This is a genomic window from Dermacoccus sp. SAI-028 (genome assembly GCF_004346775.1).
Classification (GTDB): domain Bacteria; phylum Actinomycetota; class Actinomycetes; order Actinomycetales; family Dermatophilaceae; genus Dermacoccus; species Dermacoccus nishinomiyaensis.
The window spans coordinates 1,520,502-1,540,740 of record NZ_SMFS01000001.1; the positions used below are offsets into that span (position 1 = coordinate 1,520,502).

The window sequence follows — 20,239 nt, forward strand, 5'->3', positions numbered from 1 at the left end:
CCGCCCCACAGCCCAGGAGCAACGCAGGCGAGCGCACTGGCGCCCGGCCGACGGGGGCCGAACAGTGGCCGAGGTGCGTCATGCCTTCTGTGCGTAGGCGTGTCGCTCACCTTGAATCCGTCGCGCATGAGGTAGCAGGATGAACGCGATGTCTCGCACGATGAACACACCACCCGCCACGCCCGCGACCCGCGCCCTCGACCGGCTCGGTATCGCCTACGAGGCGCTCCCCTACGCCCACGATCCCGACGTCACGAGCTACGGCGCCGAGGCGGCATCCGCGCTGGGGCTCGACCCTGCGTCGGTCTACAAGACGCTCGTCGTGAAGCTCGACACCGGCCGCTTCGCGATGGCCTGCGTCCCCGTCTCGACGATGGCGGACCTCAAGGCGGTCGCCGCCGCGTGCGGCGCGAAGAAAGCTGTGCTGGCCGCGGAGGCCGACGTCCGGCGTCTCACCGGCTACGTCCTCGGCGGCGTCAGCCCGCTCGGAACGCGCTCACGCCTCGACGTCGTCATCGACGCGCAGGCGCACGAACATCCGCGGGTCTGCGTCTCCGGCGGCCGTCGCGGCTTCGACGTGCGGCTCTCCCCCGACGACCTCGTCCGTGCCTGCGGCGCCCGCGTGGCCGACATCGCGCGTGCTGACGAGCACTGACGCTCGACGCCGCACCGTGACAGGATGGCGCCCATGACGCCGCGCCGACTCATGTTGCTCGACTCTGCCAGCCTCTACTTCCGCGCTTTCTACGGCGTGCCCGAGCGTACCGCCGCCGACGGCGCGCCCAACAACGCGCTGCGCGGCTTCGCCGACATGATCGCGACGCTGTTCACGACGTACGAGCCGACCGACATGGTCGCCTGCTGGGACAACGATTGGCGCCCCGCGTTCCGCGTCGAAGCGATCCCGAGCTACAAGGCGCACCGCGTGCAAGAGGGCTCCGACGTCGCCGAGGAGAGCCCCGAGAACCTCACCCCGCAGGTGCCGCTCATCCGCGAACTGCTCGAACTCGTCGGCATCACCCGCCTCGGCGTCGACGGGTACGAGGCCGACGACGTCATCGGCACCCTGACGCACCGATTCCGCGACGCCGGCCCCGTCGACGTCGTCACCGGTGACCGTGACCTGTTCCAACTCGTCGACGACGCGATGGGCGTGCGCGTCATCTACACGGCCAAGGGTGGCGTGCGGGCCCCCGACCTCATCGACGAGAGCTTCCTCATGGCGAGGTACGGCGTCGCGACGGGCCGCGCCTACGCCGACATGGCCGTCATGCGCGGCGACACGAGTGACGGGCTGCCCGGTGTCGCCGGCATCGGTGAGAAGACGGCGGCGGCCCTCATCGCCGAGTTCGGCTCCCTCGCGGCCATCCGTGAAGCCGTCGCCTCCGGCGACCCGCGGATCAAGGGCGCACGCCGCACGCGTCTCGAGGCAGCCTCCGATTACCTCGACGTCGCACCGCGCGTCGTCGACGTCGCTCTCGACGTCCGTGTGCCCCACGACCTCGTCACGACGCGCCCGCAGGGCGTCGCCGACGGCGCCGGATTCGCTGACTTCGCAGCGCGCTGGGACATGGGCGGCTCCGCTGAACGCCTTTCCGCAGCCCTCGCCCGCTGACGTTCAGTCGATCCGGTCAGCCGCGACGACGCCGCGCTGCACGCCCTTGATCGCCTTGCGCGCTGCCCTGCGGATGCCGTCGTCATCGGTGGCGGCGGCGATCTGGTGGAGCACGTCGACGAGCTGACGGCAGCGTCGTACGAAGTCGCCGGCGGTGAGGTCCTCGTCGCGTAGCACCGTCTCGAGGCCCTGGCCGCTCGCCCAGCGGTGCGCGGCCCAGGCCAGGCCCGCGTCGGGTGCCGCCATCTCGGGCAGTCGGTGCATGACGAGCGCGTCGTCGATGACCGACCACAGCTCGTGCGTGCGCTCCAGCGCGTCGGCGACATCGCGGTTCGGCATGCGTGGGGTCTCCCCGACCACGTCACGCCGCGACTCGTGGACGAGCGCCGAGACGGCCGCCGCGAGCGACGGTGCGTCAAGGCCCTTCCACGCACCCGAGCGCAGGCACTCGGCGGTGAGCAGATCCTTGTCCGAGTACAGGCGCATGAGCATCGCGCCGTCGTTGGTCAGCTTCACTCCACCGGCAGCCGACGGATCGGCCGCGAGGTAGTCGAACTCGAGCAGCAGGTCGCAGATGCGGTCGAACTGCTTCGCGACGGTGTTCGTCCGGTTCTCGACCTTCGTGACGAGCGCGTCGGTCTCGCGGCGCAGCGTCCACCAGCGTTGCGCCCAGCGCGCGTGCTCCTCGCGGTACTCGCACGCGTGGCACGGATGGGCGGCGAGCCGGCGTCGCAACTCCTCGATCTCCGCGGTGACGGCCTTGTCCGGTTCGATCTCGGTGCGTCGCAACGGCTTCGGCGGATCGTGCGGCACCTTGGCGCGCAGCGTCGCCGCGAGGTCGCGGCGCGACTTCGACGAGCGTGCGGTGAACGTCTTCGGGATGGCGAGGTGCGTCAGCACCTCGAGCGGCGCGTGGATGTCGCTGGAACGGATCTGGCGCAGCTGTGCGTCCTCGGTGACGACGGACGGGCTTGGGCCCTCGCGCTTGCCGCCGCGGTTGGTGCGCACCACGATGGCGAGCACCTCACGTCGCCCGGACGGCACGCGCACGACGTCGCCGGGGCTGAGGTCGGCGAGCGAGCGGTCCGCGGCGGCGCGCAGGGCGGCGGCGCGTCGCTTCTGCGCGTTCTTCTCGAGGTCGCTGATGCGACGGCGGATGCCCGCGTACTCCGCGAAATCGCCGAGGTGGCACTGCATCGCCTCGGCGTAGCCCTCGAGGCCCTCATTGTTCTTGGCGATCTGACGCGACAACCCGACGACGCTGCGGTCGGCCTGGAACTGCGCGAACGACGACTCGAGCACCTCGCGCGCCCGCTCCCGTCCGACGGTGTGGACGAGGTTGACGGCCATGTTGAACGTCGGGCGGAAGCTCGAACGCAGCGGGTAGGTGCGGCGCGATGCGAGGCCCGCGACTGCCTCCGGCTCCACGCCGCGGTTGTACAGGACGATCGCGTGGCCCTCGACGTCGATGCCGCGCCGGCCCGCGCGCCCCGTCAGCTGCGTGAACTCCGCGGGCGTGACGTCGACGTGAGCTTCACCGTTGTACTTGACGAGCCGTTCGAGCACGACGCTGCGCGCCGGCATGTTGATGCCGAGGGCGAGTGTCTCCGTCGCGAACACGGCCTTGATCTGGCCGGTGACGAACAGTTCCTCGACGATCTCGCGGAACGTCGGCAGCATCCCCGCGTGGTGCGCGGCGAACCCGCGCGCGAGGCCTTCGACGAAGTCGTGGTAGCCGATGACGGCTAGATCCTCCACGGGGATGTGCGCGACGCGCTCGGCGACGTAGGCGCGGATCGTGGCGCTCTCATCGTCGGTGACCAACTGCATGCCGTACCCGAGCAGCTGCGCGACGGCGCCCTCGCACCCGGCACGGCTGAAGATGAACGTGATGGCCGGCAGCAGCCCCGCGCGATCGAGTGCGGCGATGACCTCGGCGCGCGGCGCCGGGCGGAACGTCTCCCCCTGCGGCTGACGCGGCGCGGGACGGCGGCCGCGCCCACGTCGACCGGACGGGGCGCCGGCGTCGAAGCGGTGACCGCCGCGTGCGGGCGCTGTCAGGCTCGCGATGCGCGAGAGCAGGTCGGGGTTGACGACGCGATCGCCGCGTTCGTCCTCAGCCAGCAGGTCGTACAGGCGCGCACCGACCATCATGTGCTGGTACAGCGGCACCGGGCGGTGCTCGGTGATGACGACGTCGGTGTCGCCGCGCACCTGCTGCATCCAGTCGCCGAACTCCTCGGCATTGCTCACCGTCGCCGACAGCGCGATGACCTGCACCGACTCGGGCAGGTGGATCATCACCTCTTCCCACACGGCGCCGCGGAAGCGGTCGGCCAGGTAATGGACCTCGTCCATGACGACGAAGCCGAGGCCGTCCAGCGTCGAACTGCCCGCGTAGAGCATGTTGCGCAGCACCTCGGTCGTCATGACCACGACCGGCGCCTCACTGTTGTGCGAGGTGTCACCGGTCAGCAGCCCGACATTCTCCGTTCCGAGCATCTCGACGAGGTCGGCGTACTTCTGGTTCGACAGCGCCTTGATCGGCGTCGTGTAGAACGCCTTACGCCCGGTGTGTACCGCGAGATAGCAGGCGAACTCGCCGACGACGGACTTGCCCGCACCCGTCGGCGCTGCGACGAGGACGCTGCGTCCGTCCTGCACGGTCCGCGCCGCCTCCGACTGGAAGTCGTCGAGTGGGTACGGCAACGTCTCGACGAAGTGGCCGAGGTGACTCGAGTCGAACTTTCGCCGACGAGCGGCCTGGGCGAACTTCTCGGCGGGCGACGACATGCCCCCAGGCTATGACAACGGCGGGCTCCCGCTCGGGAGCCCGCCGTCGGGCGTCATGTGTGTCGTGCCTGCAGCCTGGGCCTCACAGGGCCGAGGCCTGGTCGTCGCTGACGTCCATCCAGGCCGGACGCTCATGCTTCTCCTTGCGTGCACGCCACGCGTCGAGTGCGAGGGCTAGCCCTGCGCTGCCGAAGAACAGCACGATGAGCGGCACTGCCATGAGGAACATCGTGTAGACGTCCGGCGTCGGCGTCATGATGGCCGCGAAGGCCACTGCGATGATGACGGCGAAGCGCCACCCCTTGAGCATGATCCGGCCCTTGAGCACGCCGACCGCGTTGAGTGCCAGCAGCAGGATCGGCAGCATGAACGTCAGCCCGAACGACAGGATGAAGCGGGTGACGAACGAGAAGTACATCCCGCCGTCGGCGAAGTTGGCCGCGCCGCGCGGCGTCGCACTGATGAACATCTCGACGGCGTTGCCGAAGGTCAGCGACCCCATGTAGACGCCGCAGGCGAACAGCACGATCGCTGAGGCGACGAAGATGCGGCCGACGCGCTTTTCCCGCGGCGTCAGGCCGGGCACGAGGAAGGCCCAGATCTGCCACAGCCACACGGGCGCCGCGAGGATGAGGCCGGCCCACGCCACGACCTTCAACTTGAGGTTGAACGGCGCCGTGACGGCGTTGAACGCGACCTCGACGTGCGCCTCGGGGTGGGCGTGCTGGTAGTCGCGGAACGGCTGCTCGATGAAGTCGTAGATGTTCTGGTAGTAGTGCCAGCCGATGATGCAGCACAGCAGGATCGCGACGCCGGCGACGATCGCGCGGTTGCGGAATTCGCGCAGATGGTCGCCGATGGACATCCGCGCTTCGGGGTTGTCCTTGCGTCGTCCGAAGATTGCCACGAGCGAACGGGATCCGATCAGACGTCGTTGCGGTGCGCGTCGGTGCGCGTCACGGGGTCACCGGAGTGGACCGGGTTGCCGTTGGCGTCGTGCACCGGGTTCGCCGTCTCACCCTCGACGGTGGCGCCGGAGGCCTTCGACCGGTTGCTCTCCGTCTTCATCTCGTCGATCTCGCTCTTGAGGATGCGCGAGCTGCGCCCGAGGCTGCGCGCCATGTCGGGCAGCTTCTTCCAGCCCAGGAGCACGACGATGACGAGCACCAGGATGAGCAGTGACGCGGGGTGTTCGAGCAGGTTTTTCATGGCCAGTCCTTGAGTCCCGGGAGTTTCCGGCGCGGCGGCAGCCGCATGGTCATCGTTCACTCTAGTGGATCGCGCCAAGACGACCACACCTCGGCCTGGGAGTCCAAGCGCAGGTCGCGCTGCCGTTCGCGGGCCCGCTGACGCTCGCCTCGCCAGTGCGAGGCCGGCTTGTTCCACGCGAGATCGTCGACGCCCTGCGTGACGAGCGCCGCACTGTTCTCGGCGGCGGATCGCTGCTCGGCGAGGTTGCGCGCCTCGTCGAGACGCGACCACGCCTCGGACGTCGTGCGGGCGAAGTCGCGCGCGTGCGGCCACACGCGCCAGCATCGCCAGGCGAGGTAGGCGACGGCCGTGACCCAGAAGATCGCCCAGAACAGCAGCCACATCCACCACGTCACGGCACGGTGCCCCCGAGCATCTCGGCGTAGGCGTCGAGGGCGCGGCGGGCCTCGTCGGCGACCTGCGCCCGCACCGCGGCAGGCGCGAGCACCTGGGCGTCCCGGCCGAGCTGCAGCAGCAACCGGCGCAACCAGCGCCCGTCGCCGAGGACGAGCGAGACGTCTGCGTGCTCGCCGTCGTCGGATCGTTCGACGTCGAAGCACGGGTAGTAGTCGATGATCCAGAACGCGGCCCGCTGCACCCGCAGACGCACCTGCGGCGCGTCGGGGCTGGGGGCGAAGAAGCCGCGCGAGAGGTCGGTGCGCTGCGCGTCCTGCGGGATCTCGGCCCGGACATCGAGGAGCTCGACGCTCTCGATGCGGTCGAGACGGAACGTGCGCATGCCCTCGGCGCGACGGCACCACCCTTCGAGGTACCAGTGGCCGTCGGAGGTGAACAGGCGCAGCGGGTCGACGTCACGCTCCGTCACCTCGTCCCGGGCCGGCGCAAGGTAGCGCAGGTGCACCCGATGTGCGCGGCGCACCGCGTCCTGCAGCGTGCTGAGCACCTGCTCACCATCGCGTTCGAGGCTGACGTGGACGCGTGCGGCGCCGCTCTCCCCCGTCGCCTCGCTCAGCTTGGCGAGGGCGCGATCGACGGCGTCGCGCTCCTGCAGCCCGGGCACGTCGAGCAGCGTGCGCAGCCCGACGGTGAGGGCGAGCGCCTCGTCGCGGGTGAAGCGCAGCGGTTTGGCGATGGCGTCGGCGTTGCGGATGTAGACACGCCCCTGCTCCCACTCGGCCTCGATGAGGTCGTCGGGCATGTGGCCGGGTGTGCCGCAGACGAAGAGCAGCTCGAGGTCGGCCTCGATCTGCGCGCGGCTGACGCCGAGGGTGCGGGCCGCCTCCTCGATGTCGATGCCCTGACGGTTCATCAGCCACGGCACCATCGTGAGCAGCCGTGACAGGCGCGTCGTCGCCGCTTCGGAGTTGATCGGCCCCGAGTTGATCGACCCCGAGCTGATGGACCCCGTGTCGGCGGACCCAGAGTCGATCGCCCCAGAGCGGGCGGCCTTGTCAGTGCGGGCGTTCATGGTGCAGTCTCCGCCGTCTGGGCTTCATAGGCGCCCCGCAGGCGCGCCATGACACGTTCGCGCAGCTCGTCGGGCTTCTCCACGAGCACGTCGGCGCCGAAGGAGACGACTTCGTCGGCGAGCACGCCGGGGTCGGCGTACTCGATGTCGATGAGCTGCCACGTCTCGTCGATGACGCCGACGGTGCGGGCGCGCCGCACGAGCGAGTGTCCTCGCCCCGCGCGCACCCGCAGGACGGCAGGCGCCCAGTCGGGGGTGCGTTCGGTACGTTCGATGAGGGCGCTCGTGTCGTGATCGTCCGGCACCTCGTAGGCGCCCGGCTTGCCGACGAGTCGCACCGGGCCCTCGATTCGCGAGAGACGGAAGACGCGCGGCGCGTCACGGTCGGTGTCGAACCCGGCGACGTACCAATGACCCCGGCGGTTCGTCACCGTCCACGGCTGAACGTGACGCACAGCGCTCTCCCGCCCGGCCGCGCGGTAGGTGAACGTGATGGCGCGCCGCGTCATCACCGCGTCCTTGACGGCGTCGAAGGCGGGTTCGCTGGTGCGGATACGAGGTTCGAGGCCGACGACCGATTCGACGTCGGGGCTGATGTCGAGCGCCTCGAGCTTGCGCATCGCCGCCGCCGCAGGGCCGGCGAGGCTGGCCTGCTGCCACGCACGCGAGGCGAGGCCGAGGACAGCGAGTTCGTCGGCGTCGAAGTGCAGGTCGGGCAGCTCGTACTCACGCTTGTCGATGCGGTAGCCGATCTCGTCCTCGAACAGGATGTCGATGGGTTCGGCGCGCAGCGGGATGCCGAGCTCACGCAACTCGTCCTTGTCCCGCTCGAACATCCGGTCGAAGGCTTCGTCGTTCGGTGCCTCGGTGTACGGGCGCACGGCCTGACGGATGGCGTCCTTCGTCAGCGGCCTGCGCGTGTAGAGCAGCGCGATGACGAGGTTGAGCAGGCGCTCGGTCTTCGCCTCCGGGGTGGGTCGTGCTGCCACGCTCGCTCCTTCGTCGCTGTCGGGTCTGACGCCGTGGTCCTGCTGCAGAGCCTACCCTCTCATTCGCACAGGTGTGCGATTGGCGGCACTCGGCCCCGCGTGATGGCCACGGGCACGCAGAACGGGGTGAGTACCGATGGCACTCACCCCGTCTTGTTGCTCAGGCCGAACCCACTCGCGGGACGACCAGAGCGGCGAAGGCTACCTCAGCGCAGGCCGAAGGAGCGTCCAGCGCCGGGCTTGTTCGTCGAAACGAGGTCGACGACGAAGATCAGCGTCTCGTTCGGGCCGATCGAGGCACCCGCGCCGCGCTCGCCGTAGCCGAGCGCCGGCGGGATGATGATCTTGCGGCGGCCGCCGACCTTCATGCCGAGCAGGCCCTCATCCCAGCCCTGGATGACCTGGCCGACGCCGGCGGTGAACTCCAGCGGCTCGCCGCGGTTCCACGAGGCGTCGAACTCCTCGCCGGTCGACCAGGAGACGCCGACGTAGTGCGCCTTGATGATGTCGCCGGCCTCGACGGTGGCGCCGTCACCAACGGTGATGTCCTCGACGACGAGTTCCGCCGGCGGGGTGTCACCGGGGAAGTCGATCTCGGGCTTGGTCGTCTTGGGGTCGAAACCCATGGTTGCTCCTTCGAGAAAGTGTCGCTGACAGGCTCAGCGTGTCAGTTGGCGGCGAGGATGTCGACGACGAACACGAGGGTGTCGGTGCCCTTGATGCCCGCCTGCTGGTTGCCGTCCTTGCCATAGCCCTCGGACGGCGGCACCACGACGAGCACGCGGCTGCCGACCTTCTGGCCGACGAGCGCCTTGTCCCAGCCGGTGATGACCTGGCCCTTGCCGATGACGAACACCGACGGCTTGCCACCGTCGTTGTGCTTCGCGGTGGCGTCGAAGATCGTCGACGTGCCCCAGATCTGGCCGGTGTAGCTGACGGCGACCGAGTCGCCGGAGGCGACCTTCTTGCCGTTGCCCTCGATGAGGGTGGCCGTCTTGAGGCTCGTCGGGGCCTTCGCGCCCTTGGCGACGGTGATGCTCGCCTGCTTGCCCTGGCCGGCGGGGACGCTGACCTTCGGCATGTCGGCGGGCGCGTCCTTGGTCGTGCCCTGGGCCTCCTTGAGCGGCGTGTCGGTGGCCTTGATCTCCATGTAGAGCACGAGGTTGTCGTTCGCGCCGACACCGATCTTCTCGTTGCCCGCGGCACCGAAGCTGTCCTTCGGCGGCAGGGAGACGACGAGCTTCGTCCCGGCCTTCTGGCCCTTCAGGGTGCTGATGATGCCCGGCAGGTTGTTGTTGTCGCTCATGTTGAAGCTGGGCACGGTCTCACCGAACGTCGAACCGATCGTCTTGCCGGTCGTGCCGTTCACCATGACGAAGTTGGCCTTGACGATGTCGTTGTCGCCGACCGTCTTGCCGGAACCCTGCGTCAGGATCTTCGGCTTCGTGCTGCTCGTGCCGAACGGCAGCTTGTCCTTCGGGATCGAGACGGTGGGCTTCGCAGCGTCCTTCGTGTCGACCTTGACGTCGTCGAGGTTGCCCTTCGTCGCGGGTGCGGACAGCCCGCTCGACGACGACGGTGACGATGCGTTCGACGACGCGCTGGCGCCGGAGGAGCCGCTCGAGCTCTTGGAGGCCTTCGAGTCGTCGTTGCCGCATCCGGCCAGGAAGACGATGGGCAGAGCGGCCAGGGCAAGCAGACGCTTGGGGGAAGTCACAGCAGAGGATCCTCGCGCGATGGGTGACAGGTCGTCCGCCACGATAACCCGCGTGGGGTGTGCTTTGCCTGGCAAGGGCCTGTGCGTCCGAGCCCGCAGGCGTCTCAGACGGGCGTCGTCAGGCTCTCGACGAGACGATCGACGCGGGCATCGGTGGCGAGGAACGGATCCTTGCACATGAGCGTGCGGCCGGCTTGGTCGTTGAGCTTGAGGTGCACCCAGTCGACGGTGAAGTCACGCCCCGCCTCACGCGCGGCCCTGACGAAATCGCCGCGCAGCTTCGCGCGTGTTGTCTGTGGCGGCGTCGTCATGGCCTCGGTGACGCGGGCGTCGTCGACGATGCGTCGCACGCGTCCAGCCTTCTCGAGCAGGCCGAACACGCCGCGTCCGGCGCGGATGTCGTGGAACGTGAGGTCGAGTTGGGCGAGCTTCGGGTCGTCCAACTCGAGGCCCTGACGCGCCGCGTAGTCGGTGAGCAGCTTGCGCTTGATGACCCATTCGATCTCGGTCTCGATGCCGGTGAAGTTCTGCGATTCGACCGCCTCGAGGGTGCGCCCCCACAGGTCGAGGACGTCCGCGATCGCCGGGTCGGGGTCGCCCTCGCGCTCGACGAACGCCGTCGCGCGCTCGAGGAACATGTGCTGCATCGCGAGGGCCGTCATGCTCGTGCCGCCCTGCAGCTCGATGACGCACTGGCCGGTGGGGTCGGCGGAGACGTCGCGGATCGCCTGGATCTGGTTGGCGAGGTGCAGGCGCGGGAAGCTCTCCCCCGCCTCGATCATGCGCAGCACGAGGTGGGCGGAGCCGACCTTGAGCAGCGTCGTCGCCTCGCTCATCGTCGAGTCGCCGACGATGACGTGCAGGCGACGGTAGCGCGCCGAGTCGGCGTGCGGTTCGTCGCGGCTGTTGATGATGGGGCGTGAGCGCGTCGTCGCGCTCGAGTAGCCGTCCCAGATGTGCTCGGCGCGCTGCGTCAGGTTGAACACGGTGCGCCCGTCGCGCACGAGCAGCTTGCCGGCGCCCGCGACGAGCTGGCGGGAGACGAGGAACGCGACGAAGATCTCCGCGATGCGGTTCATGTCGGCGCCGCGATCGAGCAGGAAGTTCTCGTGGCAGCCGTAGGAGTTGCCCGCCGAGTCGGTGTTGTTCTTGAATACGTAGATCGTGCCGTCGACGCCGTCCTCCGCCAGGCGCGCCTGGGCGTCGCTCGTCATGTCGTCGAGGATGCGCTCGCCGGCGCGATCCTGGGCGACGAGATCAAGCAGCGAATCGCACTCGGCCGTCGCGTACTCGGGGTGCGCGCCGACGTCGAGGTAGAGGCGCGAGCCGTTGTCGAGGAAGACGTTGCTCGAACGCCCCCACGCGACGACCTTGCGGAACAACGCGCGGCTCACCTCGTCAGGCGTCAGGCGACGCTGACCGTTCGTCGTCGCGGTGACGCCGAACTCCGTCTCGATGCCGTAGATGCGGCGTTCCATGGCTGCTCCTGATCGTCTGACTGGCTGCTGAGGTCGTGACTGGACGCGGTGTCAGGGCCGCTCGCGGTGGTGTCGCGTTATTGCGTTATCGCGTCAACCCTGCGTCGGGCGCGTAGCCCATGGCGTCACTCGCCGCCCTTCTGCACGAACCCGGAGACGAACTCGCTCGCATTGGTCTCGAGCACGCCGTCGATCTCGTCGAGCATCGAGTCGATGTCGCTCGTCGACGACGCCGCCTGCACCTGGCCGGCGTCTGCGCCTGCCTCGAACTCGTCGTCGCTTTTGCCGCCGGCGTTCTTGAATTGCTGACCGCTCATCGTTGCTCCTCGAAATGACGTCGCTGGTTGCTGTTCGCCACCCTATCGCCGCCCGAACGCCGGAGCGCTCGTTGCACGAGTAATGCGCATCTGCAGGAGGAATGAGCGGCACAAACCCCGTGCAAGTGCACAATTTTCGAGCAGCTGTGCCACGTCGTCGCGCAGCCCGCCCCGATTCGCTCACTCCACGACGAGGTCGGGCCCGACCTGAGCGATGAGGTGCGCGACGTCGGCGTCGAACCAACCGCGGGTCTGCTCGGCGCTGCCGGCGAGTGGCTCGGGCAGGCGGATGCGCGTGTAGCTCGACGGCTGCGTGGTGCGGTAGACCATCCCGTCCCACGACGCGGAGGCGACGTCGCTGCCGAACGCCTCGATGCTCTTGCCGCGCAGCCATGCTCGCGTGTCGCGCGGGGGCTCGACGACGGCGCGCGCGACGTCCTCGTCACTCACGACGCGGGTGAAGCGACCGGCGCGTTCGAACGTGTGGAACAGGCCCTTGTCGGCGCGCACGTCGGACCACTGGATGTCGAGCGCGCGCAGACGCGGGTCGTCCCACCCGACATCATGGCGTGTCATGAACGCCTCCATGACGCTCTTCTTCGCCACCCAGTCGAGGTCGGCCGCGAGGCTCATGGGGTCGCGACGCAGCCCGTCGAGGACGCGCCCCCAGTGCTCGAAGACCTCGCGCGTCTGCTCCTCGACCGGGTCGTCGCCGCGCCGCTGCCACCACGTGTGCGTGGCATCGCGGTACGCCTCGAGGATGTCGAGCGCGCTCATCGCGCGGCCGTCGACGAGGTCGAGCGGCTCGGCGAGCGTCAGGTCGTGACTGACGGCGCGCATCGACGTGACCGGTCGCGCGAGGACGATCCGCGGCAGGGCCTCGTCCTCGAGGGCGCCGAGCACGAGGCTCGTCATGCCCATCTTGAGCAGGTTCGCGACGTCGGCGTGGTTGGCGTCGCCGACGATGACGTGCAGGCGGCGATACTTGCGGTGGTCGGCGTGCGGCTCGTCGCGCGTGTTGATGATGGGACGCTTCAACGTCGTCTCGAGACCGACCTCGGCCTCGAAGAAGTCGGCGCGCTGAGTGAGCTGGAAACCGGCCCGCTCGCTCTCGGTGCCGATGCCGACGCGGCCGCTGCCGGTGACGACCTGACGCGCGACGAAGAACGGCGTCATGCCCGCGACGACGCGCGCCCACGGCACGTCGCGGCGCAGCAGGTAGTTCTCGTGCGTGCCGTACGAGGCGCCCTGACCGTCGGTGTTGTTCTTGTACAGCTGCGTCGGGCCGTCCTCGTCGTCGGCGAGCAACGCCGCCGTGTGCCGCATGATGACCTCGCCCGCGCGGTCGTACGCGACCGCGTCGCGGGGCGTCGTCACCTCCGGCGAGCTGTACTCGGGGTGGGCGTGGTCGACGTACAGGCGCGCGCCGTTCTTGAGCACGACGTTGGCGAAGCTCGGGTCGATCTCGTCGGTCAGCTGGCTCTCGTGCGCGACCTCGCGAGCGATGTCGTAGCCGCGCTGATCGCGCAACGGCGACTCGTCGCTGTAGTCCCACCGACTCTGCGCCGCGTTGAGGCCGACGTCGTTCGCGTAGGCGCGCACGACGAGGCCCGACAGCACCATCGGCGTCGTCCGCTGATCGCCGGGGCGCAGCACGCCGTACTCGGTCTCGATTCCCATGATGCGCTGAACCGTCATGGCGCCACCCTAGTGATGTTGCCCGGGATTCCGAGTGCCCGCGCCCGAAATCGCGGGCAACATCGGCGGGTCAGAGGGTGATGTCGGCGCTCACCGGTTCGGTCAACACGGTGACGCTCGCGGCGGCTGTCGCGTCGTGCTCGGCATCGAGAGCGGCGACGACGTAGCGCCCGCCCGGCGGCAGCGGCATGACGTAGCGGCCCTCGCCGTCGGTGAGCGTGTCGGCGTGGTACTCGCCCGAGTGCTTGATGAGCGTCACCGGCACCTGCGCGGCCGGCGAACCGTTGCTGCGCCGCACGACGCCCGTGAGCTGCAGCGGGTCGACGAGGCTCAACTGCGGCAGACCGGGGCCCGTGACCTCGACGATCCGCGAGCGTGTGGCCCAGCCCTCGGCGGAGGCGACGAGTACGTAGCGTCCCGCGCCGGGCAAGGCGAGGCGGTAGCACCCGTCGTCGTCGACGCGCCCCCAGTCGAGGTGCGCGCCGTCGCTGGCGAGCGCCGTCACGACGCCGCGGCGTACGGGGTGGCCGTCGAGGCCGACGAGCGTTCCGGTCGCGACGATCTCGCGGCTGTCGCCACCACGCACGGCGTCCTTGTCGGCGCTCGCCGGGGCGGGATGCGTCGCGGGGGTGGCGCTCGGCGCGCTTGCGGACGCGGGCTGCGCCGTCGGCACGAACGCAGCGACGATGGCGGAGGCGAGCGCCGCGATGGCGGCCATGACGAAGACGGCCTTGAACGCGGCGAGCTTCGGCAGGTCGTGCCCGTCGACGTGCATCGCCATGTTCGTCAGGATCGCCGCGACGGCGGCGGACGACGTCGACGTGCCGATCGAGCGCAGCAGCGTGTTGAGGCCGTTCGCGGACGCGGTCTCCGTCAGCGGCACCGACCGCATGATGAGTGTCGGCATCGCGGCGTACGCGAACGCTGTCGCGGCGCTGCACAGCGTGGCGCCGAGCACGACCTGCCACACCGCGCCGGTGAGGAAGACGCGCAGCGTGTACGACGCGGCAAGGCCGAGCGCGCCGGCGAGCAGTGTCGTGCGGGCGCCGAAGCGCTTCGTGACGGCGGCGCTCGCGGGCGACAGCACGACCATCGCGAGGCCACCGGGCAGCATCGCGACGCCCGCGGCGATGACGGACATGCCGAAGCCGTACCCGGTGATTTCGGGCATCTGCAGCTGCTGGGTCGTCGTCATCATGTTGGCGTACATGGCGAAGCCGACGAGCAGGCTCGCGGCGTTCGTCAGCAGCACGGGGCGTCGCGCCGAGGTGCGCAGATCGACCATCGGCGAGTTGTGACGCAGTTCGTACGGCGCCCAGACGGCGAACAGCGCGATGCTCGCGGCGAACAGGAGCAGGACGCGCTCGCTCCCCCAACCCCACTGCCCGCCCTTGGTGATGGGCACGAGCAGGCACAGCAGCGCCGCCGACAGCAGCACGGCGCCGACGAGGTCGAAGCGTCCGCGCGAGGTGACCTTCGATTCGGGCACGACGAGCGCGACGGCCGCGAACATGAGGCTCGCGGAGACGACCGACACCCAGAACACCATGTGCCAGGAGAAGTGCTCGACGAGGAAACCGGCGAGCGGCAACCCGATCGCGGAGCCGATGCCGAGGGTCGCGCTCATCGTCGCGACGGCGCCGCCCACCTTCTCGCGTGGCAGCTCGTCGCGCAGGATGCTGATGCCGATCGGGATCATCGACGCGCCCACGCCCTGGAACGTGCGCGCGACGACGAGCGCGCCGAGCCCCGAGCCGATACCACCGATGACCGAGCCGACGATGACGAAAGCCAGCGACACGAGCATGATCTTCTTCTTGCCGACCATGTCCGCCAGGCGCGCCAGGATGGGCGTCGCGACGGCACCCGCGAGCAGCGTCGCGGTGACGAGCCATGAGGTGTTGTCGGCGCTCGTGTGCAGCAGCGTCGGCCACTCGGGGATGAGCGGGATGACGAGCGTCTGCTGCAGCGCGACGACGGTGCCGGCGATGCACAAGACGGCGGCGATCAGGCTCTGACGCGACGAGCCCGCACCGGAGCGGGCCGAGGGCTCGGCGTGGGCGGGTGAGTGACGGCTGGGCACGAAGCTCCTCGGGCGACGACTATTGAATTGACAATAAATATAGTCGATGTTGTCCGGGTTCCGCGGCGTCTGCGCTGCGAAACCCGGGCAAGATCGGCGGATACGGTGGGGTCATGCTTGCTCTCGCGCCGCTTCTCGACCTGCTCGTCGTCCTCGTCTTCGCCGCCGTCGGACGGCGCAACCACGGCGAGGCCGACGCCCTCACCGGCATCGTGACGACGGCGTGGCCGTTCGTCGTGGGAGCGATCGTCGGGTGGATCGTCCTTGTCGTCATGAAGCGATTGCCGGGGCGCTCGCTGACGTCGGGAGTGATCGTGTGGCTGACGACGGTCATCGTCGGAATGATCCTGCGTCAGGTCTCCGGGCACGGCACGGCCGTCGCGTTCGTCATCGTCGCGCTGGCGTTCAACGGCGCGTGCATGCTCGGCTGGCGTCTCGTCGCGCGCGTGCTGGAACGTCGTCGCGCCTGATCCGGCTCCCCGTTCGGGAATCGCCGCAGCGATACGGCACCTCGCGTCCTCGCCCGCATGGCGCCGGACGCCGGACGAAGCCGAACTGGAACGCGGCGTCGCGCGGCTCGTCGAGGTGCTGCGGGACTGACCCGTGGCGACGCGTCAGTCAGTTCTTGTCCGCGAGCGTGCGGATGTTGACGATGCGCTCACCGCGGCGGCCGGACACGCGGGCCCAGTCGTCGGGGTTACTCGTGCCGGGCAGATCCTCGTTCTCGCGGAACTCGTCACGGCACGCCTGACGCACGTGCTCCGCGCGAATACCGCGCTCCTCGGAAGTGATGAGGGCCTTGATCGCGGCCTTCTTCGCGCGGTCGACGATGTTCTGGATCATCGCGCCGCTCGCGAAGTCGGCGAAGTACAGCACCTCGCGCGAACCGTCCGCGTACGTCGCCTCGAGGTAGGCGTGCGCGTCGTCGCGGGCATACAACTCCCCCGCAGCGATGTCGATGAGCGACGCCGCAACCTTCGACGGATCGCCGTCGTGCGCGGCGATCTCGTCGGCGTGGAACGGCAGGGCCGGCGTCAGATACTTGCCGAAGATGTCGCGCCCGGCGACCTCGTCGGGGCGTTCGATGCGGATCTTGACGTCGAGGCGCCCCGGGCGCAGGACGGCCGGGTCGATCATGTCCTCGCGGTTGCTCGCGCCGATGACGATGACGTTCTCGAGGCTCTCGACGCCGTCGATCTCGGCGAGCAGCTGCGGCACTATCGTCGTCTCGACGTCCGAGCTGACGCCGGCGCCACGGATGCGGAACAGTGACTCCATCTCGTCGAAGAACACGACGACCGGCGTGCCCGAACTCGCGACCTCACGCGCGCGCTGGAACAGCACGCGGATGTGACGCTCCGTCTCGCCGACGTACTTGTTGAGCAGCTCCGGGCCCTTGATGTTGAGGAAGTAGCTCGTCGCGTCCGAGTTGCCCTGCTTCGCCGCGACCTGCTTCGCGAGCGACGCGGCAACCGCCTTGGCCACCAACGTCTTTCCACACCCAGGCGGGCCATAGAGCAGCACGCCCTTCGGTGGACGCAGGTGGTGCTCGGCGTACAGATCGGCGTGCAGGAACGGCAACTCGACGGAGTCGCGGATCGTCTCGATCTGCCCGGCGAGACCCCCGATGTCGGAGTAGTCGATGTCGGGCACCTCCTCGAGCCCGAGGTCGGAGACCTCCGCGCGCGTCAGCCGTTCGAGCACGAAACCGCTCTTGGCCTCCATGAGCAGCGTGTCGCCGGGACGCACCGTCACGTCCGCGAGCGGCCCGGCGGTGCGGACGACACGTTCCTCGTCGTTGCCCGTCGCGACGAGCAGGCGGCCGTCCTCGAGCGTCTCCTTGAGCGTGACGGTCTCGCCGGCGCGCTCGAACCCGACGACCCTGACGATGTTCATGGCCTCGTTGACCATGACCTCCTGGCCGGGCACGAGCTCCTCGATCGTGATCGCGGGCGAGAACGACACGAGCATCTTTCGGCCCATGTAGAAGATGTCGGCGCTGCCGTCGTCATGCGCCGCGATGACGGTGGCGTAGTTGTTCGGCGGCTGCGCGAGACGTTCGATCTCACCCTTCATCGACGCGATCTGGTCGCGCGCATCCTTGAGCGTGCGCACGAGACGCTCGTTCTGCGACGACACCGTCGTCAACTGCGAACGCAGCCGCAGGACGTCGGCGGGCGACGTCGCGCCTGATGACGTGTCGTTCGAGGACGACGTCCGGTCCGTCGGGTCGAACTTCGGGCCACTCATCACCGTTTCCTTCGCCTTCGGGGTGCTCGTCAGAGCCGTCCGGCTCCTCGTGCGCACCGAAGCGCGGCCCGAGCAGCCACTCGTTCCACCCTATCGACCTGCGCACACCCGCGACGACGAACGAGCACGACCCAAGTGGATCGTGCTCGTTCGACGAGGCGCTGATGGCTGGCTGGTGCCTCGATGACGACGTCTGAGACGACCCTCGCGTCAGTCCTGATCGGTTGCGACGGGCGCCTCGGCGTTCTCTGCGGCAGCGTCCGGTTCAGCAGCGACGGACGTCTCCGCGTCGGCGGCCGAGCCGGCGCTCGCCTGCGCCACCGAAGCGTCGTCAGAGCCCGCCGGCGCCGCCGACTCAGGGGCGCGTGCGGTGTCATCGCCCGCGAGCGCCTGTGCCGTCGGGGTGTTCTCGAACGAGCGCACGAGCTTGCGCATCTTCTTGTCGGAGACGGGGCGTTCGCCGACGGCTTCGGGTGTCCACGCGTCGTCGGGCGTGGGCTCCGGGGCGCTGGCGGGAGCGCCGTCGTCACCGTAGGCACCCTTGGCAGGGCGGCGCTTGACGAGCGGCGCGGCGACGCCGTCGGCGAGGCGGCGCGTGGAGATGAGGAAGCCGGTGTGGGCGTGCATGCGGTGCTCGGGGCGCACCGCGAGGCCTTCGAGGTGCCAGCCGCGCACGAGGCTCTCCCACGCGTTCGGCTCGGTGAAGCCGCCGTGATCGCGCGCGGCCTCGGCGACGCGCGACAACTGCGTCGCCGTCGCGACGTAACAGATGAGCACGCCGCCGGGCGCGAGCGCCTCGTGAACGACGTCGAGGCACTCCCAGGGCGCGAGCATGTCGAGCACGACGCGGTCGATCGTGCCCGACTCGACGGTCTGCGGCAGCGCCTCGACCAGGTCGCCGACGGTGATGCTCCACGCCGGGTGGTCGACGCCGAAGAACTCGCGCGCGTTGCCCGCGGCGATGGCGGCGAAGTCCTCGCGACGCTCGAACGAGTACAGGCGCCCGTCCTCACCGACGGCGCGCAGCAGCGACATCGACAACGCACCCGAACCGACGCCCGCTTCGACGACGCGTGCGCCGGGGAAGATGTCGGCCATCGTGACGATCTGCCCGGCGTCCTTCGGATAGACGACGGCCGCGCCGCGCGGCATCGACATGACGTAGTCGCTCAGCAGCGGACGCACCGCGAGGTACTCGACGCCCGCCGTGTTCGTCACCGTCACCGCATCGGGCGAACCGATGAGGTCGTCGTGCTTGATGTGACCGCGGTGGGTGTGGAACTGCTTGCCGGGCGTCAGCGTGATCGTGTGCATGCGCCCCTTGGGGTCGGTGAGCTGGATGCGCTCGCCCTCCCGGAAGGGGCCGCGGCGGTACTCGGCGCCGGTCGACGGGGCGGGGGTCTGATCGCTCTCGCTCATGGGGAGCAAGTCTAGGCGCCCCGCGGCATGGTGCCGCTCTCGTGCGCGTGACGCTGCATCGCACGCTCGAGGTCGGCGAGCGTCGCGATGCCGACCAGTCGCAGCGCGACCGGGTCGTCGGCAGCTGCGGGCTGCCCTTCCACCGGCATGCTGACGGTGACGACACCCGGCGTCGGATCGCCCTCGAACGCGGGCAGGATCGCCATCACGTCGTCCTGCGGTGAGGAGATGACGGCGCCCGCATGCGGCAGCAGGGCCTCGCCGAGGGCGCTCGCGGGCACGTGCGGGCGCTGATCCACGGGCACCCGCACGTGCGCACCGGGCGCGACGAGGGCGCTGGCGGCGCCGTCTGCGTCGATGAGGACGATCGTGTCGCCCGTCTCCGGCAGTGCCGCGACGGGCGTGCTCGCGGGGACGGCGACGGCGGGGCGGATGACGTCGGCGACTCGGATGCCGCCGAGGAACTCGCGGTTGATGCCGACGTTGACGGCGACGCTCGCGCCGCGCCAGAGGAACGAGGCGATGAACAGCAGCCACACGAGGCTCCACAGCGAGCCGGGCGCGCGTACGAACCCGAGCACGGCCCACGCGGCCACGCCGATGGCGACGATGCGTCCGCACCAGCCGGCGGCCTTCATGCCCGTGGCGCGGTTGCCCGTCAGCTTCCACACGAGCGCGTCGACGAGGAACCCACCATCGAGCGGCAGACCGGGCAACGCGTTGAACGCCGCGACGAACGCGTTGCTCCACGCGAACGCCCCGAGCAGCAGCGGCACGGCGCCGTCGCCGTCACTCGCGCGGTGGCCGAGGAAGCCGATCACCGCGAGCACCGCGTTCGACAGCGGCCCGACGGCGGCGACGAGCGCGCTGCGTCCGGGCGTCGCGTCGGGGGTGTCGTAGCTCGTGTGGCCGCCCATGAGGTCGGCGACGATATGCGTGACGCGGTAGTGGCAAGCCTGTGCGACGAGGGCGTGCGCCGCCTCGTGGACGAGCACGCTGAGCAGCAGCAACAACGCGTACCCGATGCCGACGACGTACGCGCCGAAACCCCATTCGGGGTGAAGCGAGGCGACCTGCGGGCCGAAGATCGCGACGATGATGACGGCGATGATCGGCCACGTGCGTCCGATGTAGACGGGGACGCCGCGCAGTGAGGCGATCTTGAGGCCGGGTGTGGGCTGGGGCATGCCCCAAGACTAT

Annotated in this window: 18 protein-coding genes; 3 read left to right on the forward strand and 15 right to left on the reverse strand. The window is 69.6% G+C overall.

Annotated elements, in window-relative coordinates:
* Positions 1-139 precede the first annotated feature (139 nt).
* Together ybaK and EDC82_RS07000 are read left to right on the forward strand one after the other, a co-directional pair.
* A complete protein-coding gene (ybaK, locus tag EDC82_RS06995; protein ID WP_200829287.1) occupies positions 140-655 on the forward strand; it encodes a Cys-tRNA(Pro) deacylase in 516 nt (171 codons plus the stop codon).
* Positions 656-688: 33 nt separating this feature from the next.
* Entirely contained in the window at positions 689-1,615 is a 927-nt protein-coding gene (locus EDC82_RS07000) for a 5'-3' exonuclease (protein WP_074039545.1), read from the forward strand.
* A 3-nt stretch (positions 1,616-1,618) separates the two neighbouring features.
* Here the strand turns inward: EDC82_RS07000 and EDC82_RS07005 are convergent, their stop codons facing one another.
* From EDC82_RS07005 to EDC82_RS07060, 12 genes are all read right to left on the reverse strand, one after another.
* Complete coding sequence (locus EDC82_RS07005) at positions 1,619-4,408, reverse strand: RNA helicase (RefSeq protein WP_131941017.1); 2,790 nt, start codon at positions 4,406-4,408, stop codon at positions 1,619-1,621.
* Between the two features lie 82 nt (positions 4,409-4,490).
* Complete coding sequence (tatC, locus tag EDC82_RS07010) at positions 4,491-5,315, reverse strand: twin-arginine translocase subunit TatC (protein WP_038568108.1); 825 nt, start codon at positions 5,313-5,315, stop codon at positions 4,491-4,493.
* Between the two features lie 17 nt (positions 5,316-5,332).
* Entirely contained in the window at positions 5,333-5,617 is a 285-nt protein-coding gene (gene tatA / locus EDC82_RS07015; RefSeq protein ID WP_006947258.1) for a Sec-independent protein translocase subunit TatA, read from the reverse strand.
* Between the two features lie 56 nt (positions 5,618-5,673).
* Entirely contained in the window at positions 5,674-6,015 is a 342-nt protein-coding gene (locus EDC82_RS07020) for a hypothetical protein (protein WP_006947226.1), read from the reverse strand.
* Positions 6,012-7,088, reverse strand: coding sequence for a YafY family protein (locus tag EDC82_RS07025; RefSeq protein ID WP_006947310.1), 1,077 nt, complete (start codon positions 7,086-7,088; stop codon positions 6,012-6,014). Before EDC82_RS07025 ends, EDC82_RS07020 begins: the two co-directional genes overlap by 4 nt.
* On the reverse strand, positions 7,085-8,077 hold the full coding sequence (locus tag EDC82_RS07030; RefSeq protein ID WP_006947232.1) for a YafY family protein: 993 nt from the start codon (positions 8,075-8,077) through the stop codon (positions 7,085-7,087). The genes EDC82_RS07025 and EDC82_RS07030 overlap by 4 nt, the downstream gene beginning before the upstream one ends.
* Before the next feature lie 206 nt (positions 8,078-8,283).
* Positions 8,284-8,703 (reverse strand): FKBP-type peptidyl-prolyl cis-trans isomerase, encoded by a 420-nt coding sequence (locus tag EDC82_RS07035; protein WP_006947303.1) that lies wholly within the window; start codon positions 8,701-8,703, stop codon positions 8,284-8,286.
* A 41-nt stretch (positions 8,704-8,744) separates the two neighbouring features.
* A complete protein-coding gene (locus EDC82_RS07040; protein WP_074039273.1) occupies positions 8,745-9,794 on the reverse strand; it encodes an FKBP-type peptidyl-prolyl cis-trans isomerase in 1,050 nt (349 codons plus the stop codon).
* Positions 9,795-9,898: 104 nt separating this feature from the next.
* A complete protein-coding gene (gene pafA, locus EDC82_RS07045) occupies positions 9,899-11,272 on the reverse strand; it encodes a Pup--protein ligase (RefSeq protein ID WP_006947220.1) in 1,374 nt (457 codons plus the stop codon).
* A gap of 125 nt (positions 11,273-11,397) precedes the next feature.
* Positions 11,398-11,589, reverse strand: coding sequence for a ubiquitin-like protein Pup (locus EDC82_RS07050; protein WP_074045330.1), 192 nt, complete (start codon positions 11,587-11,589; stop codon positions 11,398-11,400).
* A 180-nt stretch (positions 11,590-11,769) separates the two neighbouring features.
* Positions 11,770-13,287: a depupylase/deamidase Dop gene (gene dop / locus EDC82_RS07055; protein ID WP_074045329.1), complete on the reverse strand. Its 1,518-nt coding sequence runs from the start codon at positions 13,285-13,287 to the stop codon at positions 11,770-11,772.
* Positions 13,288-13,357: 70 nt separating this feature from the next.
* Positions 13,358-15,370, reverse strand: coding sequence for an MFS transporter (locus tag EDC82_RS07060; protein WP_074045328.1), 2,013 nt, complete (start codon positions 15,368-15,370; stop codon positions 13,358-13,360).
* A gap of 113 nt (positions 15,371-15,483) precedes the next feature.
* On the opposite strand from EDC82_RS07060, the gene EDC82_RS07065 reads away from it, so the two are divergent.
* Positions 15,484-15,840, forward strand: a complete 357-nt coding sequence (locus EDC82_RS07065; RefSeq protein ID WP_006947215.1) for a DUF3054 domain-containing protein — start codon at positions 15,484-15,486, stop codon at positions 15,838-15,840.
* Positions 15,841-15,988: 148 nt separating this feature from the next.
* Here EDC82_RS07065 and arc read toward each other — a convergent pair whose 3' ends face one another.
* The 3 genes from arc to EDC82_RS07080 form a co-directional block, all read right to left on the reverse strand.
* Positions 15,989-17,620, reverse strand: coding sequence for a proteasome ATPase (gene arc / locus EDC82_RS07070; protein ID WP_006947264.1), 1,632 nt, complete (start codon positions 17,618-17,620; stop codon positions 15,989-15,991).
* Positions 17,621-17,830: 210 nt separating this feature from the next.
* Positions 17,831-19,039, reverse strand: coding sequence for a tRNA (adenine-N1)-methyltransferase (locus EDC82_RS07075; protein WP_006947211.1), 1,209 nt, complete (start codon positions 19,037-19,039; stop codon positions 17,831-17,833).
* A gap of 11 nt (positions 19,040-19,050) precedes the next feature.
* The gene (locus EDC82_RS07080) at positions 19,051-20,226 is read right to left on the reverse strand and encodes a site-2 protease family protein (protein ID WP_006947279.1); all 1,176 of its coding nucleotides are present in this window, start codon (positions 20,224-20,226) and stop codon (positions 19,051-19,053) included.
* Between the last annotated feature and the right edge of the window lie 13 nt (positions 20,227-20,239).

What these genes read in the sequence shown, in the direction of transcription:
- ybaK (WP_200829287.1), top strand. Translation starts at nt 140, where the DNA reads ATGAACGCGATGTCTCGCACGATGAACACACCACCCGCCACGCCCGCG.
- EDC82_RS07000 (WP_074039545.1), top strand. Translation starts at nt 689, where the DNA reads ATGACGCCGCGCCGACTCATGTTGCTCGACTCTGCCAGCCTCTACTTC.
- EDC82_RS07005 (WP_131941017.1), bottom strand. Translation starts at nt 4,408, where the DNA reads ATGTCGTCGCCCGCCGAGAAGTTCGCCCAGGCCGCTCGTCGGCGAAAG.
- tatA (WP_006947258.1), bottom strand. Translation starts at nt 5,617, where the DNA reads ATGAAAAACCTGCTCGAACACCCCGCGTCACTGCTCATCCTGGTGCTC.
- EDC82_RS07025 (WP_006947310.1), bottom strand. Translation starts at nt 7,088, where the DNA reads ATGAACGCCCGCACTGACAAGGCCGCCCGCTCTGGGGCGATCGACTCT.
- EDC82_RS07035 (WP_006947303.1), bottom strand. Translation starts at nt 8,703, where the DNA reads ATGGGTTTCGACCCCAAGACGACCAAGCCCGAGATCGACTTCCCCGGT.
- pafA (WP_006947220.1), bottom strand. Translation starts at nt 11,272, where the DNA reads ATGGAACGCCGCATCTACGGCATCGAGACGGAGTTCGGCGTCACCGCG.
- EDC82_RS07050 (WP_074045330.1), bottom strand. Translation starts at nt 11,589, where the DNA reads ATGAGCGGTCAGCAATTCAAGAACGCCGGCGGCAAAAGCGACGACGAG.
- dop (WP_074045329.1), bottom strand. Translation starts at nt 13,287, where the DNA reads ATGACGGTTCAGCGCATCATGGGAATCGAGACCGAGTACGGCGTGCTG.
- EDC82_RS07065 (WP_006947215.1), top strand. Translation starts at nt 15,484, where the DNA reads ATGCTTGCTCTCGCGCCGCTTCTCGACCTGCTCGTCGTCCTCGTCTTC.
- arc (WP_006947264.1), bottom strand. Translation starts at nt 17,620, where the DNA reads ATGAGTGGCCCGAAGTTCGACCCGACGGACCGGACGTCGTCCTCGAAC.
- EDC82_RS07075 (WP_006947211.1), bottom strand. Translation starts at nt 19,039, where the DNA reads ATGAGCGAGAGCGATCAGACCCCCGCCCCGTCGACCGGCGCCGAGTAC.
- EDC82_RS07080 (WP_006947279.1), bottom strand. Translation starts at nt 20,226, where the DNA reads ATGCCCCAGCCCACACCCGGCCTCAAGATCGCCTCACTGCGCGGCGTC.